The sequence below is a fragment of the Acetobacter lovaniensis genome, assembly GCF_014207635.1.
GTDB classification, from domain to species: Bacteria; Pseudomonadota; Alphaproteobacteria; order Acetobacterales; family Acetobacteraceae; genus Acetobacter; species Acetobacter lovaniensis.
This window is the reverse complement of the sequence record NZ_JACHIE010000003.1, coordinates 215,147-235,945: the sequence shown is the minus strand read 5'-3', so window position 1 is coordinate 235,945 and position 20,799 is coordinate 215,147. Positions and strand designations below refer to the sequence as shown.

Below are 20,799 nucleotides of genomic sequence, written 5' to 3'. Positions count from 1 at the left end.
CTCACACCTTACGAATATGTCTGCAAAATATGGACTTCAGAGCCAGAAAAATTCATCATCAATCCAACCCATCAAAACACGGGACTAAACACCTAGCTTCAGGCCAATCCCAACCACAATCCATCGAGAACTGGGAACGCATGAATGCTCTCGTCATAACCGCATTGAAACGGCCTTATACTTTTGTGGTCCTTTCTCTGCTCATTCTCGCATTTGGCGTCATGTCCGTACTGCGTGCGCCAACCGACGTGTTTCCCAACATCAAGCTGCCTGTCGTGTCTGTTGTGTGGACATATGGCGGCATGCTGCCAGAGGAGTTTGCCGGACGCATAACCTATAATTACGAACTGGCCGTGACCTCCACCGTGGAGGGCATAGAACACATGGAGAGCAGTTCGTATTACGGTCGCAGTATCGTCAATATCTACTTCCAGCCCGGAACGGATATTGGTGAGGCGGAAGCCGAAGTTACGGCTATTTCCCAGACTGTTATCAAACAGCTGCCAGACAATATTCCCGCCCCCATGGTCATGCGGCTGGATGCGTCCTCAGTGCCGGTTCTGGCCTTGCAGGTCACATCAGACAAGCAGACCCCCTCAGACCTGTTCAAGATCGCAATGACGCGCATCCGTCCCATTCTTGTTACCGTGCCGGGCTCGGTTCTGCCGCAGGCGTACGGGGGGATGGACAGCTTTATTATGGTTGCGCTCAACCAGACACAGCTTCAGGCGCACCATCTTTCCGCCATGGACGTACAGAACGCCCTGCGTAAGCAGAACATTGTTCTACCCGCCGGGGATCAGAAAATAGACCGCACGGACTGGATGGTTCAGACCAACGCCACCCCGCGCTCCATGCAGGAACTGGGGGATATTCCCGTCAAGCGCGTGGGCAATTCGGTCATTTATGTGCATGACGTTGCCAACGTGTACCGTGGTGGCCATCCGCAGACCAACCTTGTGCTTGTAAAAGGCAAACAGGGTGTTGAGGTCATTGTCATGAAAAGTGGTGATGCTTCAACGCTGGATGTCGTTTCCAGAACCAAGGAGCTGTTGCCGCGTATCCAGCAGCTTGTGCCGCCGGATGTGCATATTTCGGTCCTGAGTGATGCATCGGTTTTTGTGAAGGACGCCATCCGTGACGTCGTGCGCGAAATGCTGACAGCCGCAGTGCTGACTGGCCTGGTTGTGCTGCTGTTCCTTGGCTCGTGGCGCTCCACCATTATTATCGCCACGTCCATTCCCCTGTGCATTCTGGCCGCCATTATCTGCCTGCTATGGGCTGGCCAGACCATTAACGTGATGACACTGGGTGGCCTTGCTCTGGCTGTGGGTATTCTGGTGGACGATGCGACCGTCATGATCGAGAATATCGATACCCATCTGGAAATGGGCAAGGATCTGGAAACAGCGATTATCGATGCTGCCAACCAGATCGTTATTCCCACGCTGGTTGCCACCTTGTGCATCTGCATTGTGTGGACCCCGCTGTTCCGCCTGAGTGGTGTTGCTGGGTGGCTGTTCATGCCCATGGCCGAAGCCATTGTTTTTGCCATGCTGGCATCGTTCATCCTGTCGCGCACACTGGTGCCGACAATGGCCAAATATCTGCTGGCAGGGCAGGTGCATCCCGGTTTGCACGGGGATGAGCATGAAGCCCTGCCCAAAGGTGTTTTTGGCCGGTTCCAGAACAGGTTTGAGCATGCTTTCCATGCCTTCAAACTCCGTTACGGGCGGGTGCTGGAACGTGTGGTAACCCGGCGTCACAGGTTTGTGGCTGTGTTTTTGGGGGTGTCTGTTCTCTCCCTCGCCCTGTTTGCGGTGGTGGGGCAGGACTTCTTCCCCGAGGTTAAATCCGGTGCATTGCAGATGCACATGCGCGTGCCCCTTGGTACCCGGATTGAAACCACAGGGCGCATAGCCAGTCTGGTGGATGACCGTATCGAGCAGCTTCTGCCCGGTCAGGTGGAAGGGGTGATCAACAACTGCGGTCTGCCGGAAGGTCCGCATAATCAGGCGTTTATTCCAACACCCACAATTGGCACGCAGGATTGCGATCTGAGCATCACGCTCAAGAACGAGCTTTCCCCCGTATGGGATGAGCGCGCTCTGCTGCGGCGTGAGCTTTCGGCCAGTTTTCCCGGCACGGTCTTTACATTCCAGCCTGCGGACCTGACGGAAAAAATCCTTAACTTTGGCTCCCCCGCCCCGGTTGATATTCAGGTATCAGGCCCGAATATCCGGGATAACTACCGCTATGCCCGCCTGCTGGTGAACCGCCTGCGGCACATACCCGGCGCGGTGGATACGACAATCCAGCAGACCATGGCCACGCCAACGCTGTTTGTGCAGGGGAATCGCACATTTGGTCAGGCCACAGGCATGACCGAAGGGGATATTGCCAGTAACGAACTCATGACTCTCTCGGGCAGTCAGACAGTCGACCCACAATACTGGCTTGACCCCAAAACCGGCATTACCTTCCCGCTTAATGTCTATGTCTCTCAGGACCAGCTTACACATTACAACAACCTGCTGACCATTCCGGTTGACAAGGGGGATGACGACCCGGAAGGCAAGGATATGCAGTTGCTGGGTAGCATCAGCACCATCACGGCCATCGGCACGCCGGGGCAGGTGTCTCATTATAACTCCATGCCTGATATTGATATTTACGTTTCCACCGAGTTTACGGACCTCGGGTCTGTCCTGAGCCAGGTCAAGCAGGAAATCGCCGCAACACAAAGCGATCTGCCACGTGGTGTGGCGGTGGATATCCGCGGGCAGGCCACCACCATGCATGGCGCTTATGTGGAGCTTATTGCCGGTCTCGTTGTCTCGGTCCTGCTGATTTACATGCTGATTGTGATCAACTTCCAGTCCTGGATTGATCCTTTCATTATCATCTCGGCATTGCCGGGGGCTCTGGCGGGCATTGCGTGGAGCCTGTTCCTGACCCATACGCGCCTTTCCGTGCCTGCGCTCACAGGTGCGATCATGTGCATGGGAACAGCCACGGCCAATTCCATTCTGGTCGTGTCCTTCGCCAAGGAACGCTTTGCCATGCACAGCAGCGCCGCGACCGCAGCGATTGAAGCCGGTATTGGCCGTATCCGCCCGGTTATTATGACAGCTTCGGCCATGATTATCGGCATGGTGCCAATGGCCATCAGTAATTCCCAGAATGCGCCATTGGGCAAGGCGGTTATTGGCGGGCTGGTTGTGGCTACGGTTTCCACCCTGCTTTTTGTCCCCTGTGTTTATGCAATTTTCCACCATCGTCCGGCCCGGCCATCCAGCACGGATGCCGCTAACCAGCAGGAGACTGTCTGATGTTTGTTGCTAGCAAAGGCAGAATTGTCATTATTTTCTTCGCGGCAGTCATGATGGCGGATATTGCGTATCTGCTGGTCCAGCGCGCCCATAATACCGTGCGCATCCAGCAGGATGCAGCCTACGACCGGGTGCCTGATGTTGCGCTGGTCAAGCCCACGCCCGCACCACCAACTGTGACCCTGTCTTTACCGGGTACAATCAGCGCATGGTACGAAGCGCCCATATATGCGCAGGTCTCTGGCTATGTGAAAATGTGGTACCGGGATTACGGCGCAGTCGTCAAAAAGGGTGATCTGCTGGCCGAAATCAATACGCCCCGGCTGGATGCGGAATACGCACAGGCGCAGGCGGACCTGAAGGTGGCGCAGACCAAATACGGCCTTGCCGCCATAACCGCCACACGCTGGCGGGCCATGGGCCAGTCACAGGCGGTATCTGGCCAGTCTGTTTCCGTGCAGAACGCCAATGAGCAGTCTGCCAAGGCAGAGCTGGAAGCCGCCGAACACAAGGTGGCCCAGTATCAGGCCATGATCCACTTCAAGAGCATTGAAGCACCGTTTGATGGCGTGGTCATCGCGCGTAACATCAATGTGGGGGATTATGTGGGGGCCGGGAGCGGCAGCATGAACGCAAACGGCACAGCCAGCGAGCTGTTTACTGTGGCGGACACCCATGCCATGCGCCTGTTTGTATCCGTGCCGGAAACATTTTCCTCCATCCTCCAGCCCGGACTGGTGGCGAAGGTTTCCGTTCCACAGTTCCCCAATACCGTGTTCGAAGCAAAGTTCCTGACGATTGCTAAAGGTTTTGACCCCAATACCCGTACGGTCATTACGGAGTTTTCAATCGACAATGCAGGGCAGAAACTGTGGCCGGGCAGTTTTGCTTCCGTCACCCTGACCGCTCCGGCACGCAAGGGGGTTTATACCATTCCTACCGGCGCACTGGTGTTTCAGGAACACGGTATGCAGGTTGCCACGGTCAATGCGCAGCAGATTACGCATTACCAGAACATAACCGTAGGTCGCATGTCGGATGCCTATACGGAAGTCAGCGCAGGTCTTGCCCCCGATGACCGGATTATCAACAACCCGCCCGCCGATCTGATGGAGGGGGGCAAGGTCAGACCCGTTGAACCGGCGCAGGGCTACCTCAGCACACCCAACGCAACGGCGGAAACAAAGGGGGATGATGACGAATGAAACAGATCTCTGCATATTTTCGTCTCCTGCCTGTGCGTGCTCTGATGGCGCGGGCGGGCCTTCTGCTCTCCCTGAGTGCGCTGAGTGCGTGCGATCTGGCCCCCCGTTATGCGCCGCCACATTATGTTGTGCCCGCCTCCTGGCACGGGCAGGGGCCTTTTAAGGATGCGGCCCCCAGCACCGTGGCGCTGAAACCGGACTGGTGGACCCTGTTTGATGATACCGTACTCAACGGGCTTGAGCAGGAGGCACTGGCCAACAATGCTGACCTTCAGGCTGCTGCGGAGCGTTTTTCGCAATCCCGCGCTATTGTCATGGAAGCGCGCTCCGACCTTTTGCCGCATTTTGGCCTGGCGTTTGGCTCAAGTGACAACAAAAGCTCGGCAGACAGGCTGTTCCGCTACAAAGGCCCGATTACTGCGACGGATGAATTCTATTCCGGTCTTGCAAGCTGGGAGCCGGATATCTGGTCTGGTATTCGTAACCGGGTAAGGGTGCAGAAATACTATGCTCAGGAACAGGCGGCAGACTATGCCGCCGCACGGCTCAGTTTGCAGGCGGAACTGGCAACGGATTATTTTGCCCTGCGGGGACTGGATGCCCAGCGCGCCATTTATACCCAGTCCATTGCCTATTATCAGCAGGCGCTACACGTTACCCAGACCCGGCTGGATAACCAGAATGCCACCGGCATTGATGTCGCCCGCGCGCAGAACCAGCTTTACATGACACAGGCCCGCCTGCTGGATGTGCAGGCCCAGCGGGACGTGCTGGAACACGGTATTGCCGTGCTGGTGAATGAGCAGCCATCCACCTTTCATATCCAGCCGGTGGATGATCTGAGTAATGCAGAACCCAGTATTCCTGCGGGTCTGCCGTCTGACCTGCTGGAACGCAGGCCCGATATTGCCGCGTCGGAAAGGCGTATGGCGCAGGCAAACCGGGCGATTGGTATTGCCCGTGCGGCGTTTTATCCGCATGTGTTTTTTAGCGCCAATGGCGGGTTTGATTCCAATGGCTTCAATCTGGCCAATCTGGCGAACAGTATGTGGTCTTACGGGGCGTCTGTTTCCATGCCTCTGTTTGAGGGCGGGTTGCGCCGTGCCCAGTTGCAGCATTCCTGGTCCATCTACCGTGAAACGCTGGATCATTACCGCATGACCGTGCTCTCCGCCTTTGCGGATGTAGAGAACGGGTTTTCCATGACCAACCGTCTGCGGGCAGAAACAGAGCGTCTGGGACAGGCAGTAGGAACGGCGGAAAAAACCCAGACCCTGACCATGACTTTGTATAAAGGTGGTGCTGATAATTATCTTGATGCGTTGATTGCTCAGGTCAATACGCTGGATGCACGGATTGACCGGGTGCAGGTTCAGACCCGCGCCTTGCAAAGCACAGTCGGGCTGATCCGTGCTCTGGGTGGAGGCTGGCGGCAGAAAGATCTCCCCACACCCGATGACACGATGACATTTGGTGTGATGCAGTATTCAGGCCTGCAAACACCAGCGGATACGCTTCAGCAGCTTAATAAAAACTAGGACCTTTTGTTTCTGGAATTCATAAGGAATTTTCAGAAGTTTTTTAAACCATAACCATGTGGCCGTTGCCTGAGATACACCCGTTGATGTGCTGTCTGGTCGTAAGGTCGCATGGTGGGGAGCTTGGCTGCATGTGCAGGCAGAGAACAAGGTCTGGCTGACTTTGTTCCCTGCCCCTGTCAGCCCCTGTCTTTTGCTGCCAGAGCACCAAAGGGTAGGGGCTGGGCTGCCTTAAGCCTTTTGTGCAAGCCCTGCGGGGTTTGTGCGCAAAAGCCGCAGGGCGTTCAGGGTGACAAGAACAGTGGCACCGGTATCGGCCATAATGGCCAGCCACAGGCCGGTCATGCCAATAATGGTTGTTACCAGAAAAATCCCTTTCAGGCCGAGTGCGATGGACACATTCTGCCGGATGTTGCCCATGGTGGAACGAGCAAGGCGAATAAGGGCAGGAATGTCTGTAATACGGTTGCGCAGTATGGCGGCGTCCGCAGTTTCCAGCGCAACATCTGTTCCTGATCCTATGGCAACACCAACGGTTGCCTGTTTAAGGGCGGGTGCATCGTTAATGCCGTCCCCTACCATCATGACCGGGCCACGCGCTGTCAGTTCACGGATGGTCTGCTGTTTCTGCTCTGGTAAAAGCTCGGCCTTGTATTCCGTGCGCAGCAGGCCCGCAATGGCTTCGGCCGTGCGCTGGTTATCCCCCGTCAGGATAATGGGTGTGACCCCAAGGCTGCGGAGTTGCCGTATTGTTTCCTGTGCATCCTGCCTTGGTTCGTCCCGCAATCCGATCAGTGCCAGAGCCGTGCTGGTGTACAGGACAACAACCGTTTTGCCTTCACTTTCCAGAACAGTAGCCTGTGCCGCGGCTGTGCTGGACAACGCGCCGTCCTGCATTGCATGCCGGGGGCTGGCGACAGTTACGATCTGCCCGTCAAACACAGCAGACACACCCTTGCCCGGAATGGCGCGGCTATCTTGCACAGGTGGCAGAACCATGCCCTCCGCCTTGCGTACAATGGCCTGAGCCAGTGGATGGTTCGAGGCTTTTTCTACTGCCGCGGCAAGAACAAGGGCTTCGGCAGCAGGGGATCCATCGAGGCAGAGAATATCCGTTACCTCGGGCTGCCCCATGGTCAGGGTGCCTGTTTTATCCAATGCGACCGTTTTGATTGCCGCCGTGGCTTCAATAACGGCACCACCCTTCATAAGCAGGCCATGCCGCGCCCCAGCGTATAGAGCCGATGCAATGGCGGCAGGGACCGAGATAACCAGAGCGCACGGGCACCCGATAAGCAGCAGGGACAGGCCACGATAGACCCAGACCGACCACGCCTGCCCAAAAAGCAGGGGCGGAATAGCCACAACCAGTGCGGACAGAACTACAATAGCGGGCATGTACCAACGGCTGAAGCGGTCAATAAACCGCTGTGTGGGCGCGCGTGAGTCTTCAGCCTGCTCAACCAGCCGGATAATCCGGGCAATGGTATTATCTGCCGCGGCGCGTGTTACCTGTACCCGCAGGGCTGTTTCGTTATTAATCGCCCCCGCAAATACCGGGTCCCCCGGTCCGCGTGTGACGGGCATGCTCTCACCTGTTACGGGGCTTTCATCAACACCGCCCGTGCCGGAAATGATTTTACCATCCGCAGGAATACGGTCCCCCGGCCGCACAATAACAACATCGCCGGGCACAAGTTCTGCTGCTGCGACTTCTTCCATCATATCGTTTTTTTCGCGCAGCGCCGTTTTGGGCACCAGAGTGCTTAATGCCCGAATGCCATCGCGCGCATGGCTTACGGCAACACCTTCAAGCAGTTCGCCCACCGCAAACAGGAAGACAACCAGAGCCGCTTCCTGTGCTGCACCAATAAACAGCGCGCCTGTTGCGGCAATGGTCATCAGCGCTTCAATGGAAAAAGGCTGCCCTGCACGGATGGCGGCAAAAGCCCGTAAGGCGATGGGGATAAGGCCCGCAAGGCACGCCACAATAAATGGCCAGTTCCCGGAAGCTGGCAGCAGAAGGGCCAGCCCCCATGCAACAGAGAGCAGGGCTGCGGTGAGCAGAACCAGATGCCCTTTTCCTGTCCGGTACCAAGGGGCATCGGCTTGTGTCGCGTGCTCGTCAGCCTCTGTGTGCGGGTTAGGTACGCCGCCTGCCTGTGCAATGGCTTCAATGCCGTAGCCAAGGCTTTTTACCCGGCTTTCAATATCCGCCGGGAGCGTGGCGTGCGCTGTTGCCGTGACCCGGAGTTTTCGGGACATGACAGATATTTCAACGGTTTCAATGCCGGGTAACTGGCCTACGGCTCCTTTTATTTTTGCAGCGCAGGACGGGCAGTCCATCCCTGTTACGAGCCATTCATGTGTATCCGGCATTCTATTCTCCTGTCCCAATGAGAGAGAATAAGATAATTACATCCTCTAGTAACTAGAGGTTCAAGAGGATTCTGCATGTTGAGTATCGGAAAGCTGTCTGGGCTGACTGGTGTGAAAGTGCCAACCATCCGATATTACGAGCAGATTGGACTGCTCCCCAAGCCGGAACGGAATGAAGGCGGGCAGAGGATATACGATAACACCAGCCGTGAACGCCTGAATTTTATCCGCCATGCGCGCGAACTGGGGTTTCCGCTGGACGATATCCGGGAACTGCTGGCCCTGTCGGATGACCCTGACCAGAGTTGTGAGGCCATTGACGCCCTGGCAAAGCGCCAGCTTGCGGAGGTGGAACACCGCCTTGTCCGGCTGAACGCCCTGCACAAGGAACTTGAGCGCATGATAGCGCAATGCACCTGTGGCACTGTACAGACATGCCGGGTTATTCAGGTTCTGGGCGATCATGGTCTATGCGAGGCAGACCATCGGACGATGACGTCTCATGACATTGAGCGGGAATGTCTCACATAGCCGGTTCGTCAAACGCTCCCCAGCAGGTATTTTCGTGCGATACAGACATTCGGCTGGATTATGGCCTGATGAACCTGCCTTTACCATGATGCAGGCATTTCTGGATTGAGCGTTTTGGAAGAAGACGGAGCAACTCGTCATGTTCCTCTGCTCAGGAGTGTCTCGCCCGGTCTTTCCTCAGGCAGACGCACGAAGCGGCTTACGGTCGGTAATGTTACGCCCTATCATGTTGTTGCCGTTACTACGGCAGCAATGTCAGAAGTTATATGGCTGTAGCGGGGGGATCAGGGGAGAGAGCGCGTATATCTTGCTGACTCTGCCGCATCGGGTCATGAGGGGGCACACGGATACCATAATTCCTGTGGCCTGTCTGACCTGTATCCGAGGGAGAAGTATCATGCCAAAGGCGGAGACAGGCTGTGCTTATTAAGTGTTCCGGTCACTTTTCCTGTAATGTGCGCGGCGGGATTTGGCCCATGCCGTCATCAGTGGCAGGCAGAGACGCAGGAAAGCAGGTGACCACAGGAAAAGACTGCAAAACAGGCGGTCAAAGCTGGATGGGAAGTTTTCAACATGGTTCCGTACATGGGAGGACAGAATCCATGTGGCTATCGCTTCCGGCTCCTGCGGAGCGGACATGAAGTTCAGGACCGATCCGCCATGCTCCATTTCTGTTGCCAGCATGGGCGTATTCACGCTGCCCGGGAATACGGAAGATACCCGAATATGGCGTGGTTTGAGTTCCTGCTCCAGCGCCAGGGCAAAGCCGCGCAGGCCGAACTTGGAGGCAGTATAGACGCTGCTTCCCGCCAGAGGGAAAATGCCTGCCATGGAGTTGGCGTAAATAATATGGGAGTCTTTTGCCATTGTCGGCAGAATGGCGTTGGTCAGCAGCATGACACCGAGCAGATTGGTCTGGATTTGCTCAATAACCGGGGCATGTTCCAGTGTTGCGACCGGCTGCGGAGAAATAACCCCTGCACAGAATATAAAGAGGTCAATGCTGGTGCAGGCCTGCCCGATTGTACGGGCAGTTTCATGAATGGACTGTGAATCGGACAGGTTGCATGCCAGCATGCAGTCAACATAAGATGTCTCTGCTGCTGGAGCCTGCTGGCGTGACAGGCCAATGACCCGGTATCCACGCTGGCGCAACTGATGGCACAAAGCGCGCCCGATGCCACCGGACGCACCGCTGACGACAGCTACTTTCTGACGAGTTTCCCTGCTTTTTTCAAACAAACCAATTGCCTATCTCAACAATTCCCAATTTAGCACACATGCGGACAGGCCATGGTGATGCCGTCAGCGATTACGTTTTTCGTCTAACATACCTTCTCAGCCTTGTCTTCCTTGATCGACGTTACGTTAATCCGGTACAGATTAGAATAACGCAGGCTTCCATCTCTCATAGGTGTGACAGGGCTAAGACTAAAGAGCCTTTACCTCAAATACTATAAAGTTTTTGGGTGTAAAGGAGCGATTATTTTTTAATTCTTTAATATTGGGTAAGTTATCAAGGCAGATGCCAGATGCGCAGCCTATGGGCCGGGCTTATGGTCATCACGACTGCTTCAGGTGGAGCGGCAGGGTAAAATCAGGCAGGCATGCCCGCTTCTCCCATGGAGAGCGGGCATGCCTGCGATGGATTGCTTAAAAGCCGATAACCGCGTCGCCACCAAAGGTGAACATGCCGTCGTTGCGGCCACCATTAAAGGGTGAGGTGGTGTTGAGCGCACGGTCAAACCGGATTTCAGGACGAAGCTGGAAGATACGGATGTGGTTGCCCAGATCGGGGCGGTAAGCAACGTTGAGCGAGAGATCGCCATAGGTAGTACCATGCCCGCCCGGGCCGGTCATTGTGCTGTAGGGGCGTCCTGCGATGGCATTCATGTAAGAATTGTTGGTGGTAAAGGTCGCAACCATCGAGTTATTGTTGTCACGGTAGATTTCACCGCGATAGTTGAAGGTGAAGTCCTTGTTGATCTTGTAGCTGAGGAAGCTGACAAAGCTCTCGGCATCCGCACCGCGGAACTGACCGTCGGGGCGAGCGCCGCGTATGCCTTCGTCATGCAGGTAGTTGAATTCCGCAGTCAGGCTCAGCTTGTCGTTAACCTGATAGGTCGCGTTAATATCGTTCCAGAAGCGCTGTGCGTGGTCTGCCTCGTAATGACCAACGCTCATCCAGGAGTTTTCAGGCCCTACGCGGCTGAGTTCCACAATGCGGAGCTTGCCGCCGAGCAGATTGTTCAGGTTGAAGCCAAAATATCCGGCGGGGCGGCTGTTGTTGTCCGATGCGCCAAAGCTTGTCTGGTTCCCCGTATCAATCCCGAAAGTGACGTCCAGAATGGGCGTAACATGCCAGTTGAACATGGCGCCCACATGCTGGAACGGAACGGAATATTCAGACGTATAGGCCAGCGTGTAGAATGCGCGGGAGGCGGGGTCCAGCCCTTCCACACCCATGGGGGCCTGTAGAATACCGGCCTGCATATCCAGCCCGCCAGAGGTCAGCCACGGCAGATGTACGTCCATATGGGCCTGTGCGGGAATAAGCTGGTAGCGGGCCTTCCATTCCTGATCGGATACGCCAACCAGATGGTAGTAGCGGGCGTCCGAGCCATAGAGACCTTCAAGCGTAAAACCGACCTGATAGGTGTTTTTGCTGGCGTCAATGGCTTTGGAGAGCGTGAACTCCGCCTGATTCAGCTGGACCTGATTGGCATGGTCGGCCAGAAAGTCGCCAAAGTTGTAGCCGGGGTTGGGGCGGGCCGGGTTGGCCATGATGCCGCCTTCAATCTGACCAATGAGGGTCACGTCCGACAGCCAGTGTGACAGGTCGGAACCGCCGCTTGAAAAAGCTGAAAAAGGGTGAACCTGCGCCTTTGCTGATTTAAGGGGAACCGCTACCAGAACCGAAGCAACGCTCAGGGCAACGGCAAGGCCTGATTTTTTTCCGGACAGATTCATTACTCATTTTCCCGCACTTTATATTGTATTTATATGTGCTGCAAAGGTGGTTGACTGTCCTGATAATTAACATTCCGATTTCACAATGAAACGGCAAAAACGACCAGCGGTTATCACACTTTCGTGATAACCGCTGACCATGTGATTTTTATCAATATTTTTCAATAATAAGCGAGACATACGCAATTTCATGTCGTATAATAAGGTTTTTCATGCAAATTGTTCTGTAATTTCGGCAATACGCGTGCCAAATGCTGTTGCCGTGTCCAACCCGCCTTGCGGAATTTCGTCCACACTGGCGTCAGACGGGCTTTGTACCAGCAGGCCGGTGGAACCGCCCAGAGCGTTCAGGTCCGTGTTTTGGGCTGCTTTTGTATTGGAAGGCAGCATGCCGAGGCTGATCCATATGCCGCCATGCTGGCCTGCAAGGGTTTGCAGCCATGCCAGTGTCAGTCCCTTGTCGCCCGCCGGGCTTGCGCTGTTGGTAAAGCCTGCGAACAGCTTGTTCTGCCAGCCGCGCATGAACCAGATTTTGGATGTGGCATCGGCGAATTTCTTAAACTGCCAGCTTGCATTGCCCATATAGGTCGGTGCGCCAAAGACAATGGTTTTGGCTTCGGCCAGCTTGTCCCATGCGCTTTCGGGCAGGTCCCCATTGTCATCAATGGCAATCAGTTCGGCTTTGGCGCCGCGCGCAAGGTATTCTGCCACTCTGCGGGTGTGGCCATAACCTGAGTGATAAACAACAACAATCCCCGACATATCAGCAACTCCCTGTGGGTTGGGCCGGGCTGGAGCAGACCGGCTTTGAACGGGCCGAGCATGGCGCAGGCTGCTATGGCTGATAAGTTGCTTTTGGGCAAAAGCATCTCACACCATGGGTGTGAGGTTTGCCGGGTGTATAACCCGGTAAAAACCCCGCCAGACAAAGGCTGGCGGGGGAGGGGGTCAGATCTGTTCTATGGTGGAAAAGTCGAAACTTTCCCCCTTGGGGTTTTCCCCCAGCCGGATGACGGTGGCCGAGGGCATGACATAAGGTGGCACGGGCAGGTTGTAAGGAGCAGGTGCGCCTTTTTGCACCCGCCCCGCCAGATCAAACTTGGAGCCATGGCAGGGACAACCATACCCGCCAGATGCCTCCGGCCCCGAACCCTGCGGAGGAGTGTAGGTAGGTACACAGCCCAGATGTGTGCAGATGCCCACATAAACCCCATATTCTGGCACAATGGAACGGTGCCAGTTACGGGCATAGCCGGGCTGCTGGTTGGCGGTGGAACTGGCATCCTTGAGCAGGGCGCTCAATTCCGCATTCTGCAGGCTTGCCAGTTCTTCCGGTGTGCGGCGGATAATAAAGATGGGCTTGCCCTGCCATACGGCGACCATCTGCTGGCCGGGGGCCAGATGGGCAATATCCACATCAACAGGCAGGTGTGCGGCGGCGCTGTCCTGCGGTTGCAGGCTTTCCACAAACGGAATGGCGCAGGCCGCAAGGCCTGTAACCGTGCCAGCCGTGGTGACCATGCCCAGAAAGTCACGGCGGCCGGGGGCCTGTTCGGGAGCTGGGGTCGTGTCAGTCTCGCGTGTCATGGTGCTTGCGTGCTTTCTGCTCTTCACTGCGTTTTCAGGCGTTTCCAGATTTTGCGCTTCCATGCAATGGCCAGTGCAAGCAGCGCGGCCAGATAGATCATAACGGCCTTGCCAATGCTGTGGCGGTCATTGCGATGCGGATCGGACGCCCAGACCAGAAAAGTGGTCATGTCGCGGGCCTGCTGTTCCACCGTGGCAGGGGTGCCGTCGGGGTACTGGATCATGCCGTTCATGAGCGGAGGCGGCATGCCAATCATGTGGCCTGCGACCCAATCATTATAAAACTTGCCGGGTACCATGGGGGCATCGGCTGGCGGGGGCATGCGGTAGCCGGTCAGGAACGCGTACAGCCAGTCCGGCCCGCCCGGATGGGTCATGGCAAGGCGGGACTGATCGGGCGGGGCTACGCCGCCCATCATGGCCGCGGCCGCCGCATCGCTGGGGAAGGGGGAGTTCAGGTGGTCATCGGGCAAGCCGGGGCGCGTGGTGGGCTGGCCCATCGCGTCCGGTGTGCCGGGCTGCGGTTTGGCTTTTGCGGTTTCTTCAATCTGCTGGCGGGTCAGGCCAATGCCTGCCAGATCGTTATAGGTCAGATTGCGCATGCCGTGGCATGTGGAGCAGACGCGCTGGAACACCAGAAAGCCGCGTTGCAGGCTGGGCTGGTCATACTGGCCCAGTGGCCCTTCAAAGCTCCATGCCTGATGCGGCGGTGTTTTGTCCGGTTCGTGAGCCAGTGCGACACCAGACAGGCCAAGTGCCAGCAGCAGGCCAGCGGCAGGTCGGGAAAAAGAACCCTGCATCACTGATCTCCTTCCGCAGCGGCTATGGAGGTGGGGAGGGGGCGCGTTTTTTCCTTGCGTGAGGCAAGGGGGAGCAGCACCACAAAGTAGCTGAAGTAATAAAGGCCCGCCAGACGCGCCACAATCAGCCATCCGCCCTGTGCATGGTGCTTGCCAGCAACGGCCAGCAGAATAAATGCGGCGACCAGCCCGAACAGGCCAATACGGCAGAGCGGGCGGAAGCGCATGGAGCGCACGGGGGAGTGGTCCAGCCAGGGCAGGGCAAACAGGATCAGCAGCGATGCGGCGGAAGCCAGCAGGCCACCAAATTTGGAAGGCACGGACTGGAGCAGGCCATAAAACGGCAGAAAATACCATTCCGGCTCAATATCGGCCGGTGTCTGCATGGGGTCGGCGGGGGTGTAATTGTCCGCCTCGATCAGCAGGTTGGGCCAGAAGAACATAAGGGCTGCAAACACCATGGCGAATATGATCAGCCCTACCAGATCCTTGCTGATATAGTAGGGGTAAAACGGTACGGTGTCGCGCGGGGTACGCGGTTCAATGCCCAGCGGGTTGTTGGAACCATTGACGTGCACAATGGTCACATGCAGCCCCACAACCCCAACGACCAGAAAAGCAAGCAGGAAATGCAGCACAAAAAAGCGGTGCACGAAAACATCGCCCAGATGGTCGCCCCCGGTCATAATATGTTCAAGGCTGGGACCAATGCCCGGTACGGCACCCACGGCCTTGGTAATCACGTCCGCACCCCAGTAGGACATCTGGCCCCATGGCAGCATGTAACCGGCAAAGGCGGTGGCCATGACCATAACCAGCAGCACAAGCCCGCTCAGCCACAGCAACTCCCGCGGAGCCTTGTAGGAGCCATAATACAACCCACGGAAAAGATGCACATAGAGCGCGGCCAGAAACAGGTTGGCCCCGGTCATATGCATGGCCCGGAGCAGCCACCCGCCAGCAAGCTGGCGGTCTATCGCCTCAACCGACAAAAACGCCCCTGCACTGGTTGGGGTGTAGTTCATGGCCAGAAAAATGCCGGTCGCCAGCATAAGCAGCAGAACAACGGTCAGGATGGCCCCAAAATTCCACAACCCGTTCAGGTTACGGGGCAGGCGGAAGTCAATATATTCGGCCCGGAAGGCAGAAATAACGGGCAGGCGCGCTTCAACCCACCCGGCAAGACCGGTCATGGCTGCGGGCGGGAGCGTGGTCCGGGGGGCCGGGTCTGGCTGGGTCATGGCTGGTCCATGGGGTTTGGGAGAACTCCAACATATGATGCATATGCACCCGCAAAGCAGGAACGACAGGGGCGCGCGGGAATACCCTGTCTGCTCCTCGGGGTGCAAAAAGCTGCCCGACTGATCCGTGCCTCAGGTCAAGGCCGCCTCTCCTCTCTCATAACAGTGTCGGAATGTTAGGCAAGGGGGAATGGCTTTCTGGGTGGCTTCGGAGCGAGCATAAGTAGATGTGAAAAGTTTTATCCTTGCAACACACGGGGGTTGGGGCCATCATATTAACAGAGCACCCGTTTTGTGCGGGTGTGACGTTCTCAGGGCAGGGTGTAATTCCCTACCGGCGGTAAAGGGGTGGTGCGCTACCCCAAGCCCGCGAGCGCCTGCTTCGGCAGGGTCAGCAGATCCGGTGTAACTCCGGAGCCGACGGTCACAGTCCGGATGAAAGAGAACGGGAAAGAGAGACTCGTTTTTTGTCCGTTAAGCCGGAGTCCGGCTTGCGTGCATAAAGCGTGAAACCCTTTTTGACGCCCTGAGTCCGTCTGTCATGAACAGGTATGGACTAAAAGAGACATCAGGGTGAACAGCATTTCTCAACCTTTTCCCCACACAATGCCAGAGCATGTTGGTGCGGCCTTTGATATGGCTGTGTCCGAAGCATGGCGTTTTGCCGGGCAGACCGCGCCAAACCCCGCTGTGGGGTGTGTGCTGCTGGATGCGCGGGGGGAAGTGCTGGTTATTGCCGCCCACCACAAGGCAGGCGCATTGCATGCCGAGCGTCTTGCTGTGGAGCAGGCGCACGCACTGGGTGTGGTGGAGCGGATACATACCGCTGTGGTTACACTGGAGCCGTGCAATCACACTGGTCGCACCCCGCCATGCACAGAGGCGCTTTTATCCACGCCCGTGCAGACGGTGTGGATTGGCTGCGCGGACCCCAACCCCCATGTGCCCGGTGGTGGCGCTGCGTATTTGCAGGCCAGAGGGCTGGATGTGCGGTGGCTGGCCCATGCTGCCAACGGTGGTGCCTGTCTGGCGCGCTGCAAGGCTCTGCTGGCCCCGTTTGCATGGCGCATGGCGCATGGGCGGCCATGGATTACGGTCAAACAGGCGGTTAATGCACAGGGCAACATGGTGCCCCCGGTTGGCAGCACAACGTTTACAACCCGGCAATCGCTCGAGTTTGCCCACATCCTGCGGCGCGTAACCGATGGTATTGTCACAGGCACAGGCACAATACAGGCCGACCTGCCCGCCTTTACCGTGCGGCATGTGCCAGACCACGCCAACAGGCGGCGGGTGCTGGTGGTGTGTGGTGCGCCCAATAAAGTGCCCGCACACTGGCAGGAGCAGGCACAGGCGCGCTTTGATGTTCTGTTCTGCCCCGACTGCGCCGATCTGCCCGCAGTGCTGGCCAGCACGTCCGCCCTGTGGGTGATGGTCGAGGCTGGTCCCACCCTGTTGCGGGCCATCAGCGCGCAGGGATTGTGGGATGACTGGCTGCATATCCGGCAGGACGCGCAGGGGTGCGACCACTTTTCTGTTTCAACCCGACACGACATTTCCCCCCTTTCCCTTTTTCCGCAATGGGCGCGATGCACGCAGGAGCAGGCATGTTTTCCGGTATTATAGAATCTCTTGGTCAGGTCCTTGCCGTCGAGCAGGGTGCGCGCTCCCTTATGCTGGAAGTGCAGACCGGCCTGACCGACGTGGCCGAGGGCGAGAGCATTGCCGTCAATGGTGTCTGCCTGACAGCCGTGGCTCCGGCGCAGAATATGCCCGTACGCTTTTTTGTCAGCAGTGAAACACTGGACCGCACCATGCTGGGCTCCCTTGCAGCCGGGTCGCGGGTTAATCTGGAGCGTGCGGTAACGCCGTCCACCCGCCTGTCCGGCCATATTGTGCAGGGGCATGTGGATGGGCTGGGTAGGTTTGTGGGGGCAACACCTTCGGGCGATGCCCGGCGCGTGGAATTTGATATTCCCGCCGAGCTGCGCCGCTACATGGTGGAAAAAGGCTCGGTCGCGCTGGACGGGATCAGCCTGACCCTGAACGAAGTGGGGCCGGTGCAGGACGGTAAGTTCCGCATCGCCCTCATGATCATTCCGCACACATGGGACCACACCACACTGGGTACGCTCAGGGTGGGGGATGCCGTGAATGTGGAAGTGGATATCATTGCAAAATATGTGGAGGCACAATGTCAGGCAAAATGACACAGGGGCAGACCGCACCGCTCCAGCCCTCCGAGTGTCTGCTGCGTGCGCTGGATGCCGTGCGGGCGGGCCGCATGGTTGTGATGGTGGATGATGAGGACCGCGAAAACGAGGGCGACCTTGTTATGGCGGCACAATTCATGACCCCGCAGGCCATGAACTTCATGATCACCCATGCCCGTGGGCTGGTCTGCCTGCCCCTGACCGCCGAGCGCGTAGAGCAGCTTGAACTGCCCATGATGGTGCGGCAGAGCGACAACACCGCGCAGTATGGCACGGCGTTTACCGTGTCGATCGAGGCGCGTGAGGGGGTCAGCACCGGCATTTCCGCCGCCGATCGTGCCCAGACCGTGCTGGTCGCCACGGCAGATGAGGCCACACCGGCGGATATTGCCTCCCCGGGGCATATCTTCCCCCTGCGGGCCGAACCCGGTGGTGTGCTGGCGCGTATTGGCCATACCGAAGGCTCGATTGACCTGCTGCGTCTTGCCGGGCTCAAACCCGCCGCCGTGATCTGCGAAATCCTGAACGAGGACGGCACAATGGCCCGCCGTCCTCAGCTGGATGTGTTTGCCCGGCAGCATGACATGCCCATTATTTCCATTGCCGAACTGGTGGCATGGATTGGCGCGCATGGTCTGGCGCCGCTGGAGCCACAACCCGCGCAGGCCGCCGACCCCGTGGTGGAAGAGAGCATTCCCGATCTGGCCAAGGCCGCCCTGCCTAGCGTGTATGGTGGGAATGAGCTGGTTATTCACGCCTTCCGGGATGAAAAAGGCGTGGAGCATGTCGCGCTGGTCAAGGGGGATGTCCGCCCCAACGGCCCGGTACCGCTGGTGCGCCTGCATTCCGAATGTGTTACGGGCGATGCGCTCGGCTCCCTGCGGTGCGATTGCGGGTCCCAGCTTCAGGCGGCATTGCAGGCCATCGGGCAGGCTGAATGCGGCGTGCTTGTTTACGTGCGTGGGCATGAAGGGCGCGGCATTGGTCTTGTGAACAAGATACGTGCCTACGAATTGCAAGATGCCGGGTTGGATACGGTCGAAGCCAACCACAGGCTCGGCTTTGCAACCGATGCGCGCGACTGGCAGGCGGCGGCGGGCATACTGCGCAGCCTTGGTGTGGGCCAGCTCGACCTGCTGACCAACAACCCCGAGAAAGTTCGGGCACTGGAAAGCCGGGGCTTTGTGGTGCGTAAAAGACTGGGGCTGGAAATTCCGGCCAACATGTTCAACCGTGCCTACCTGCATGCCAAACGCAAGCGCATGGGCCACCACCTGAGCTGCGATGCACCGTCCTCCGCAATGCACAAGGTTCCTGCCTGAGCAGTCTGTATTCAAGATTCAAGACGCAGTGATTCAAAAGGATAATACGACTTATGGGTACACGTTCCCCCGTTACTCTGCCTGACCTCAAGGCCCTTTCCCCCGCACCCCGTCTGGCGCTGGTTGTCAGCCGGTTTAATGAGACGGTGACAGGTGGCCTGCGCGATGGCGCCATTGCATGGCTGGGCGAGCACGGCATTGCCGTGGCTGAAGGCGATGTGTTTGCAGCCCCCGGCGCGTTTGAAATGCCGCTGCTGGCGCAGGCTCTGGCCAAGACCGGGCGGTATGAAGGGGTGGTCTGCCTTGGCTGCGTGGTCAAGGGTGATACCGCGCATTTTGAATTTATCAGCCTTGGGGCCACTCTGGGCATCGTGCAGGCCAGCCTTGCAACCGAAGTGCCGGTGGCGTTTGGTATTCTCACAACCTACACGGAAGAACAGGCAACTGTGCGCTCTGGGGATGATGTGCATAATAAAGGGCGTGAAGCCGCCGCCGCCTGTGTGGAATCTCTTGCCCTCCTGCGCCAGATCAGGGAGGGATAAAAGGAGCGGCATGCCCGAGGACGCGCCAGATCGGGCATGAAAATGAGGAGACTGCATGAAGCGCATCACTCTTGTGGCCGGTATTCTGGGGCTGGGGCTGACGTTATGGATGCTCTCGCGCTTTGGCGCGCAGGCCATTTTTGCGCTTGTCATGACTGGCGGCTGGGGAATCCTTGCCGCCATTGTTTTTCATGCCGTTCAGGTGTCGCTCTCTGCTCAGGCATGGCGTATGATTGCGCGCCGTGACCTGCCGCCCCATCTGCCCCTGCGTGATTTTTTCATGCTCCGCTGTGTGCGTGAGGGGGTGAACAACCTGCTCCCCGTGGCTCAGGTGGGCGGGGAGGTGGTGGCCAGCCGTCTGCTATCCCGGCGGGGGCTGGGTTTGCGCCGCGCGGCAGCGGCGACAATCTGTGACCTTACGATTGAACTGCTCAGTCAGGTTCTGTTTACGGTGACGGGGCTGCTTTTGCTGCTTGTTCTGGTCCAGCGTTCGGCTGTGACCGACAGGCTGCTTGAAAGTGCCCTTGTCCTCGCCGTTATTGGCATAGCCGTATTTGCCAGCCAGTGGCTTGGCGCCGTTGCTCTGGTGGAAAAACTGCTTGAGCGGATTGCCGCTCATCTGGGCTGGGGCGGGGTTGAGGGTATTCGCGGGATTCATCAGGAAGTGCTGGGGCTGTACAAGACCCGCAACAATGCGGTGAGCAGCCTGATCCTCCAGTTTGCCGCATGGGCACTGGGGGCGGTGGAAGTCTGCCTGATCCTGCATTTTATGGGCCATGACTGCTCTTTGGCGACCGGTTTTGTTATCGAAGGTGTGGGGGAGGCCGCCAAATCCGCAGGGTTTGCCGTGCCCGGAGCACTGGGTGTGTCGGAAGGGGGCTATATGGTGGTCGGCGGGCTGTTTGGTATTGCCCCGCCCGTTGCCATTGCGCTCTCGCTGATCAAACGCCTGCGCGAAATTGCCTGGGGCGTGCCTGCACTGGTGCTGTGGCAATGGCTGGAGCACACATGGTCGGACCACCGGAATGGTCCGGAAAAATCCCATTTTCCGCATTCCGGGCGGTAAAAGAAGAGTGGCTTGCGCAGATAGTCACTTGCATCGTGCGAAACGGTTGGGCAAACCAAGGCGGTTTTGTGCC

Annotated in this window: 16 protein-coding genes and 1 riboswitch; of the genes, 9 read left to right on the top strand and 7 right to left on the bottom strand. The window is 57.6% G+C overall.

Going from position 1 to position 20,799, the window contains the following annotated elements:
• Positions 1–140 precede the first annotated feature (140 nt).
• Genes HNR55_RS05910 through HNR55_RS05900 form a run of 3 tightly spaced genes read left to right on the top strand, consistent with a single transcriptional unit; the run spans position 141 to position 6,075 of the window.
• A complete protein-coding gene (locus HNR55_RS05910; protein ID WP_166112674.1) occupies positions 141–3,332 on the top strand; it encodes an efflux RND transporter permease subunit in 3,192 nt (1,063 codons plus the stop codon).
• Complete coding sequence (locus tag HNR55_RS05905) at positions 3,332–4,537, top strand: efflux RND transporter periplasmic adaptor subunit (RefSeq protein WP_166112671.1); 1,206 nt, start codon at positions 3,332–3,334, stop codon at positions 4,535–4,537. Before HNR55_RS05910 ends, HNR55_RS05905 begins: the two co-directional genes overlap by 1 nt.
• A gap of 44 nt (positions 4,538–4,581) precedes the next feature.
• Positions 4,582–6,075, top strand: coding sequence for an efflux transporter outer membrane subunit (locus HNR55_RS05900; RefSeq protein ID WP_166112727.1), 1,494 nt, complete (start codon positions 4,582–4,584; stop codon positions 6,073–6,075).
• A 231-nt stretch (positions 6,076–6,306) separates the two neighbouring features.
• On the opposite strand, the gene HNR55_RS05895 is transcribed toward HNR55_RS05900, so the two are convergent.
• Positions 6,307–8,454, bottom strand: coding sequence for a heavy metal translocating P-type ATPase (locus tag HNR55_RS05895; RefSeq protein ID WP_166112668.1), 2,148 nt, complete (start codon positions 8,452–8,454; stop codon positions 6,307–6,309).
• 75 nt (positions 8,455–8,529) lie between these two features.
• On the opposite strand from HNR55_RS05895, the gene HNR55_RS05890 reads away from it, so the two are divergent.
• Positions 8,530–8,985: a MerR family transcriptional regulator gene (locus tag HNR55_RS05890; RefSeq protein ID WP_166112665.1), complete on the top strand. Its 456-nt coding sequence runs from the start codon at positions 8,530–8,532 to the stop codon at positions 8,983–8,985.
• Between the two features lie 426 nt (positions 8,986–9,411).
• Here HNR55_RS05890 and HNR55_RS05885 read toward each other — a convergent pair whose 3' ends face one another.
• The 6 genes from HNR55_RS05885 to HNR55_RS05860 all read right to left on the bottom strand — a co-directional run bounded on the left by HNR55_RS05885 (position 9,412) and on the right by HNR55_RS05860 (position 15,535).
• Positions 9,412–10,227: an SDR family NAD(P)-dependent oxidoreductase gene (locus HNR55_RS05885; RefSeq protein WP_166112662.1), complete on the bottom strand. Its 816-nt coding sequence runs from the start codon at positions 10,225–10,227 to the stop codon at positions 9,412–9,414.
• A 411-nt stretch (positions 10,228–10,638) separates the two neighbouring features.
• Entirely contained in the window at positions 10,639–11,955 is a 1,317-nt protein-coding gene (locus HNR55_RS05880) for an outer membrane beta-barrel protein (protein ID WP_166112660.1), read from the bottom strand.
• Between the two features lie 210 nt (positions 11,956–12,165).
• Positions 12,166–12,717, bottom strand: a complete 552-nt coding sequence (locus HNR55_RS05875; protein ID WP_166112657.1) for a flavodoxin family protein — start codon at positions 12,715–12,717, stop codon at positions 12,166–12,168.
• A 186-nt stretch (positions 12,718–12,903) separates the two neighbouring features.
• Entirely contained in the window at positions 12,904–13,542 is a 639-nt protein-coding gene (gene petA, locus HNR55_RS05870; RefSeq protein ID WP_166112654.1) for a ubiquinol-cytochrome c reductase iron-sulfur subunit, read from the bottom strand.
• Between the two features lie 23 nt (positions 13,543–13,565).
• Entirely contained in the window at positions 13,566–14,342 is a 777-nt protein-coding gene (locus tag HNR55_RS05865; protein WP_166112651.1) for a cytochrome c1, read from the bottom strand.
• A complete protein-coding gene (locus HNR55_RS05860; RefSeq protein WP_373318098.1) occupies positions 14,342–15,535 on the bottom strand; it encodes a cytochrome b in 1,194 nt (397 codons plus the stop codon). Before HNR55_RS05860 ends, HNR55_RS05865 begins: the two co-directional genes overlap by 1 nt.
• A gap of 351 nt (positions 15,536–15,886) precedes the next feature.
• Positions 15,887–16,034: riboswitch (FMN riboswitch) on the top strand.
• Positions 16,035–16,156: 122 nt separating this feature from the next.
• Here HNR55_RS05860 and ribD point away from each other — a divergent pair.
• The 5 genes from ribD to HNR55_RS05835 are packed head-to-tail and all read left to right on the top strand — an operon-like array spanning position 16,157 to position 20,726.
• Positions 16,157–17,209 carry a bifunctional diaminohydroxyphosphoribosylaminopyrimidine deaminase/5-amino-6-(5-phosphoribosylamino)uracil reductase RibD gene (gene ribD / locus HNR55_RS05855; RefSeq protein WP_373318097.1) on the top strand — a complete coding sequence of 351 codons (1,053 nt, stop codon included), beginning with the start codon at positions 16,157–16,159 and terminating at the stop codon, positions 17,207–17,209.
• Positions 17,191–17,793: a riboflavin synthase gene (locus tag HNR55_RS05850; RefSeq protein WP_165925373.1), complete on the top strand. Its 603-nt coding sequence runs from the start codon at positions 17,191–17,193 to the stop codon at positions 17,791–17,793. The genes ribD and HNR55_RS05850 overlap by 19 nt, the downstream gene beginning before the upstream one ends.
• Complete coding sequence (ribB, locus tag HNR55_RS05845) at positions 17,778–19,118, top strand: 3,4-dihydroxy-2-butanone-4-phosphate synthase (RefSeq protein ID WP_276509718.1); 1,341 nt, start codon at positions 17,778–17,780, stop codon at positions 19,116–19,118. The genes HNR55_RS05850 and ribB overlap by 16 nt, the downstream gene beginning before the upstream one ends.
• Positions 19,119–19,171: 53 nt before the next feature.
• Positions 19,172–19,660, top strand: a complete 489-nt coding sequence (gene ribH / locus HNR55_RS05840; protein WP_166112645.1) for a 6,7-dimethyl-8-ribityllumazine synthase — start codon at positions 19,172–19,174, stop codon at positions 19,658–19,660.
• Between the two features lie 55 nt (positions 19,661–19,715).
• Complete coding sequence (locus HNR55_RS05835) at positions 19,716–20,726, top strand: lysylphosphatidylglycerol synthase domain-containing protein (RefSeq protein WP_166112643.1); 1,011 nt, start codon at positions 19,716–19,718, stop codon at positions 20,724–20,726.
• Positions 20,727–20,799 lie beyond the last annotated feature (73 nt).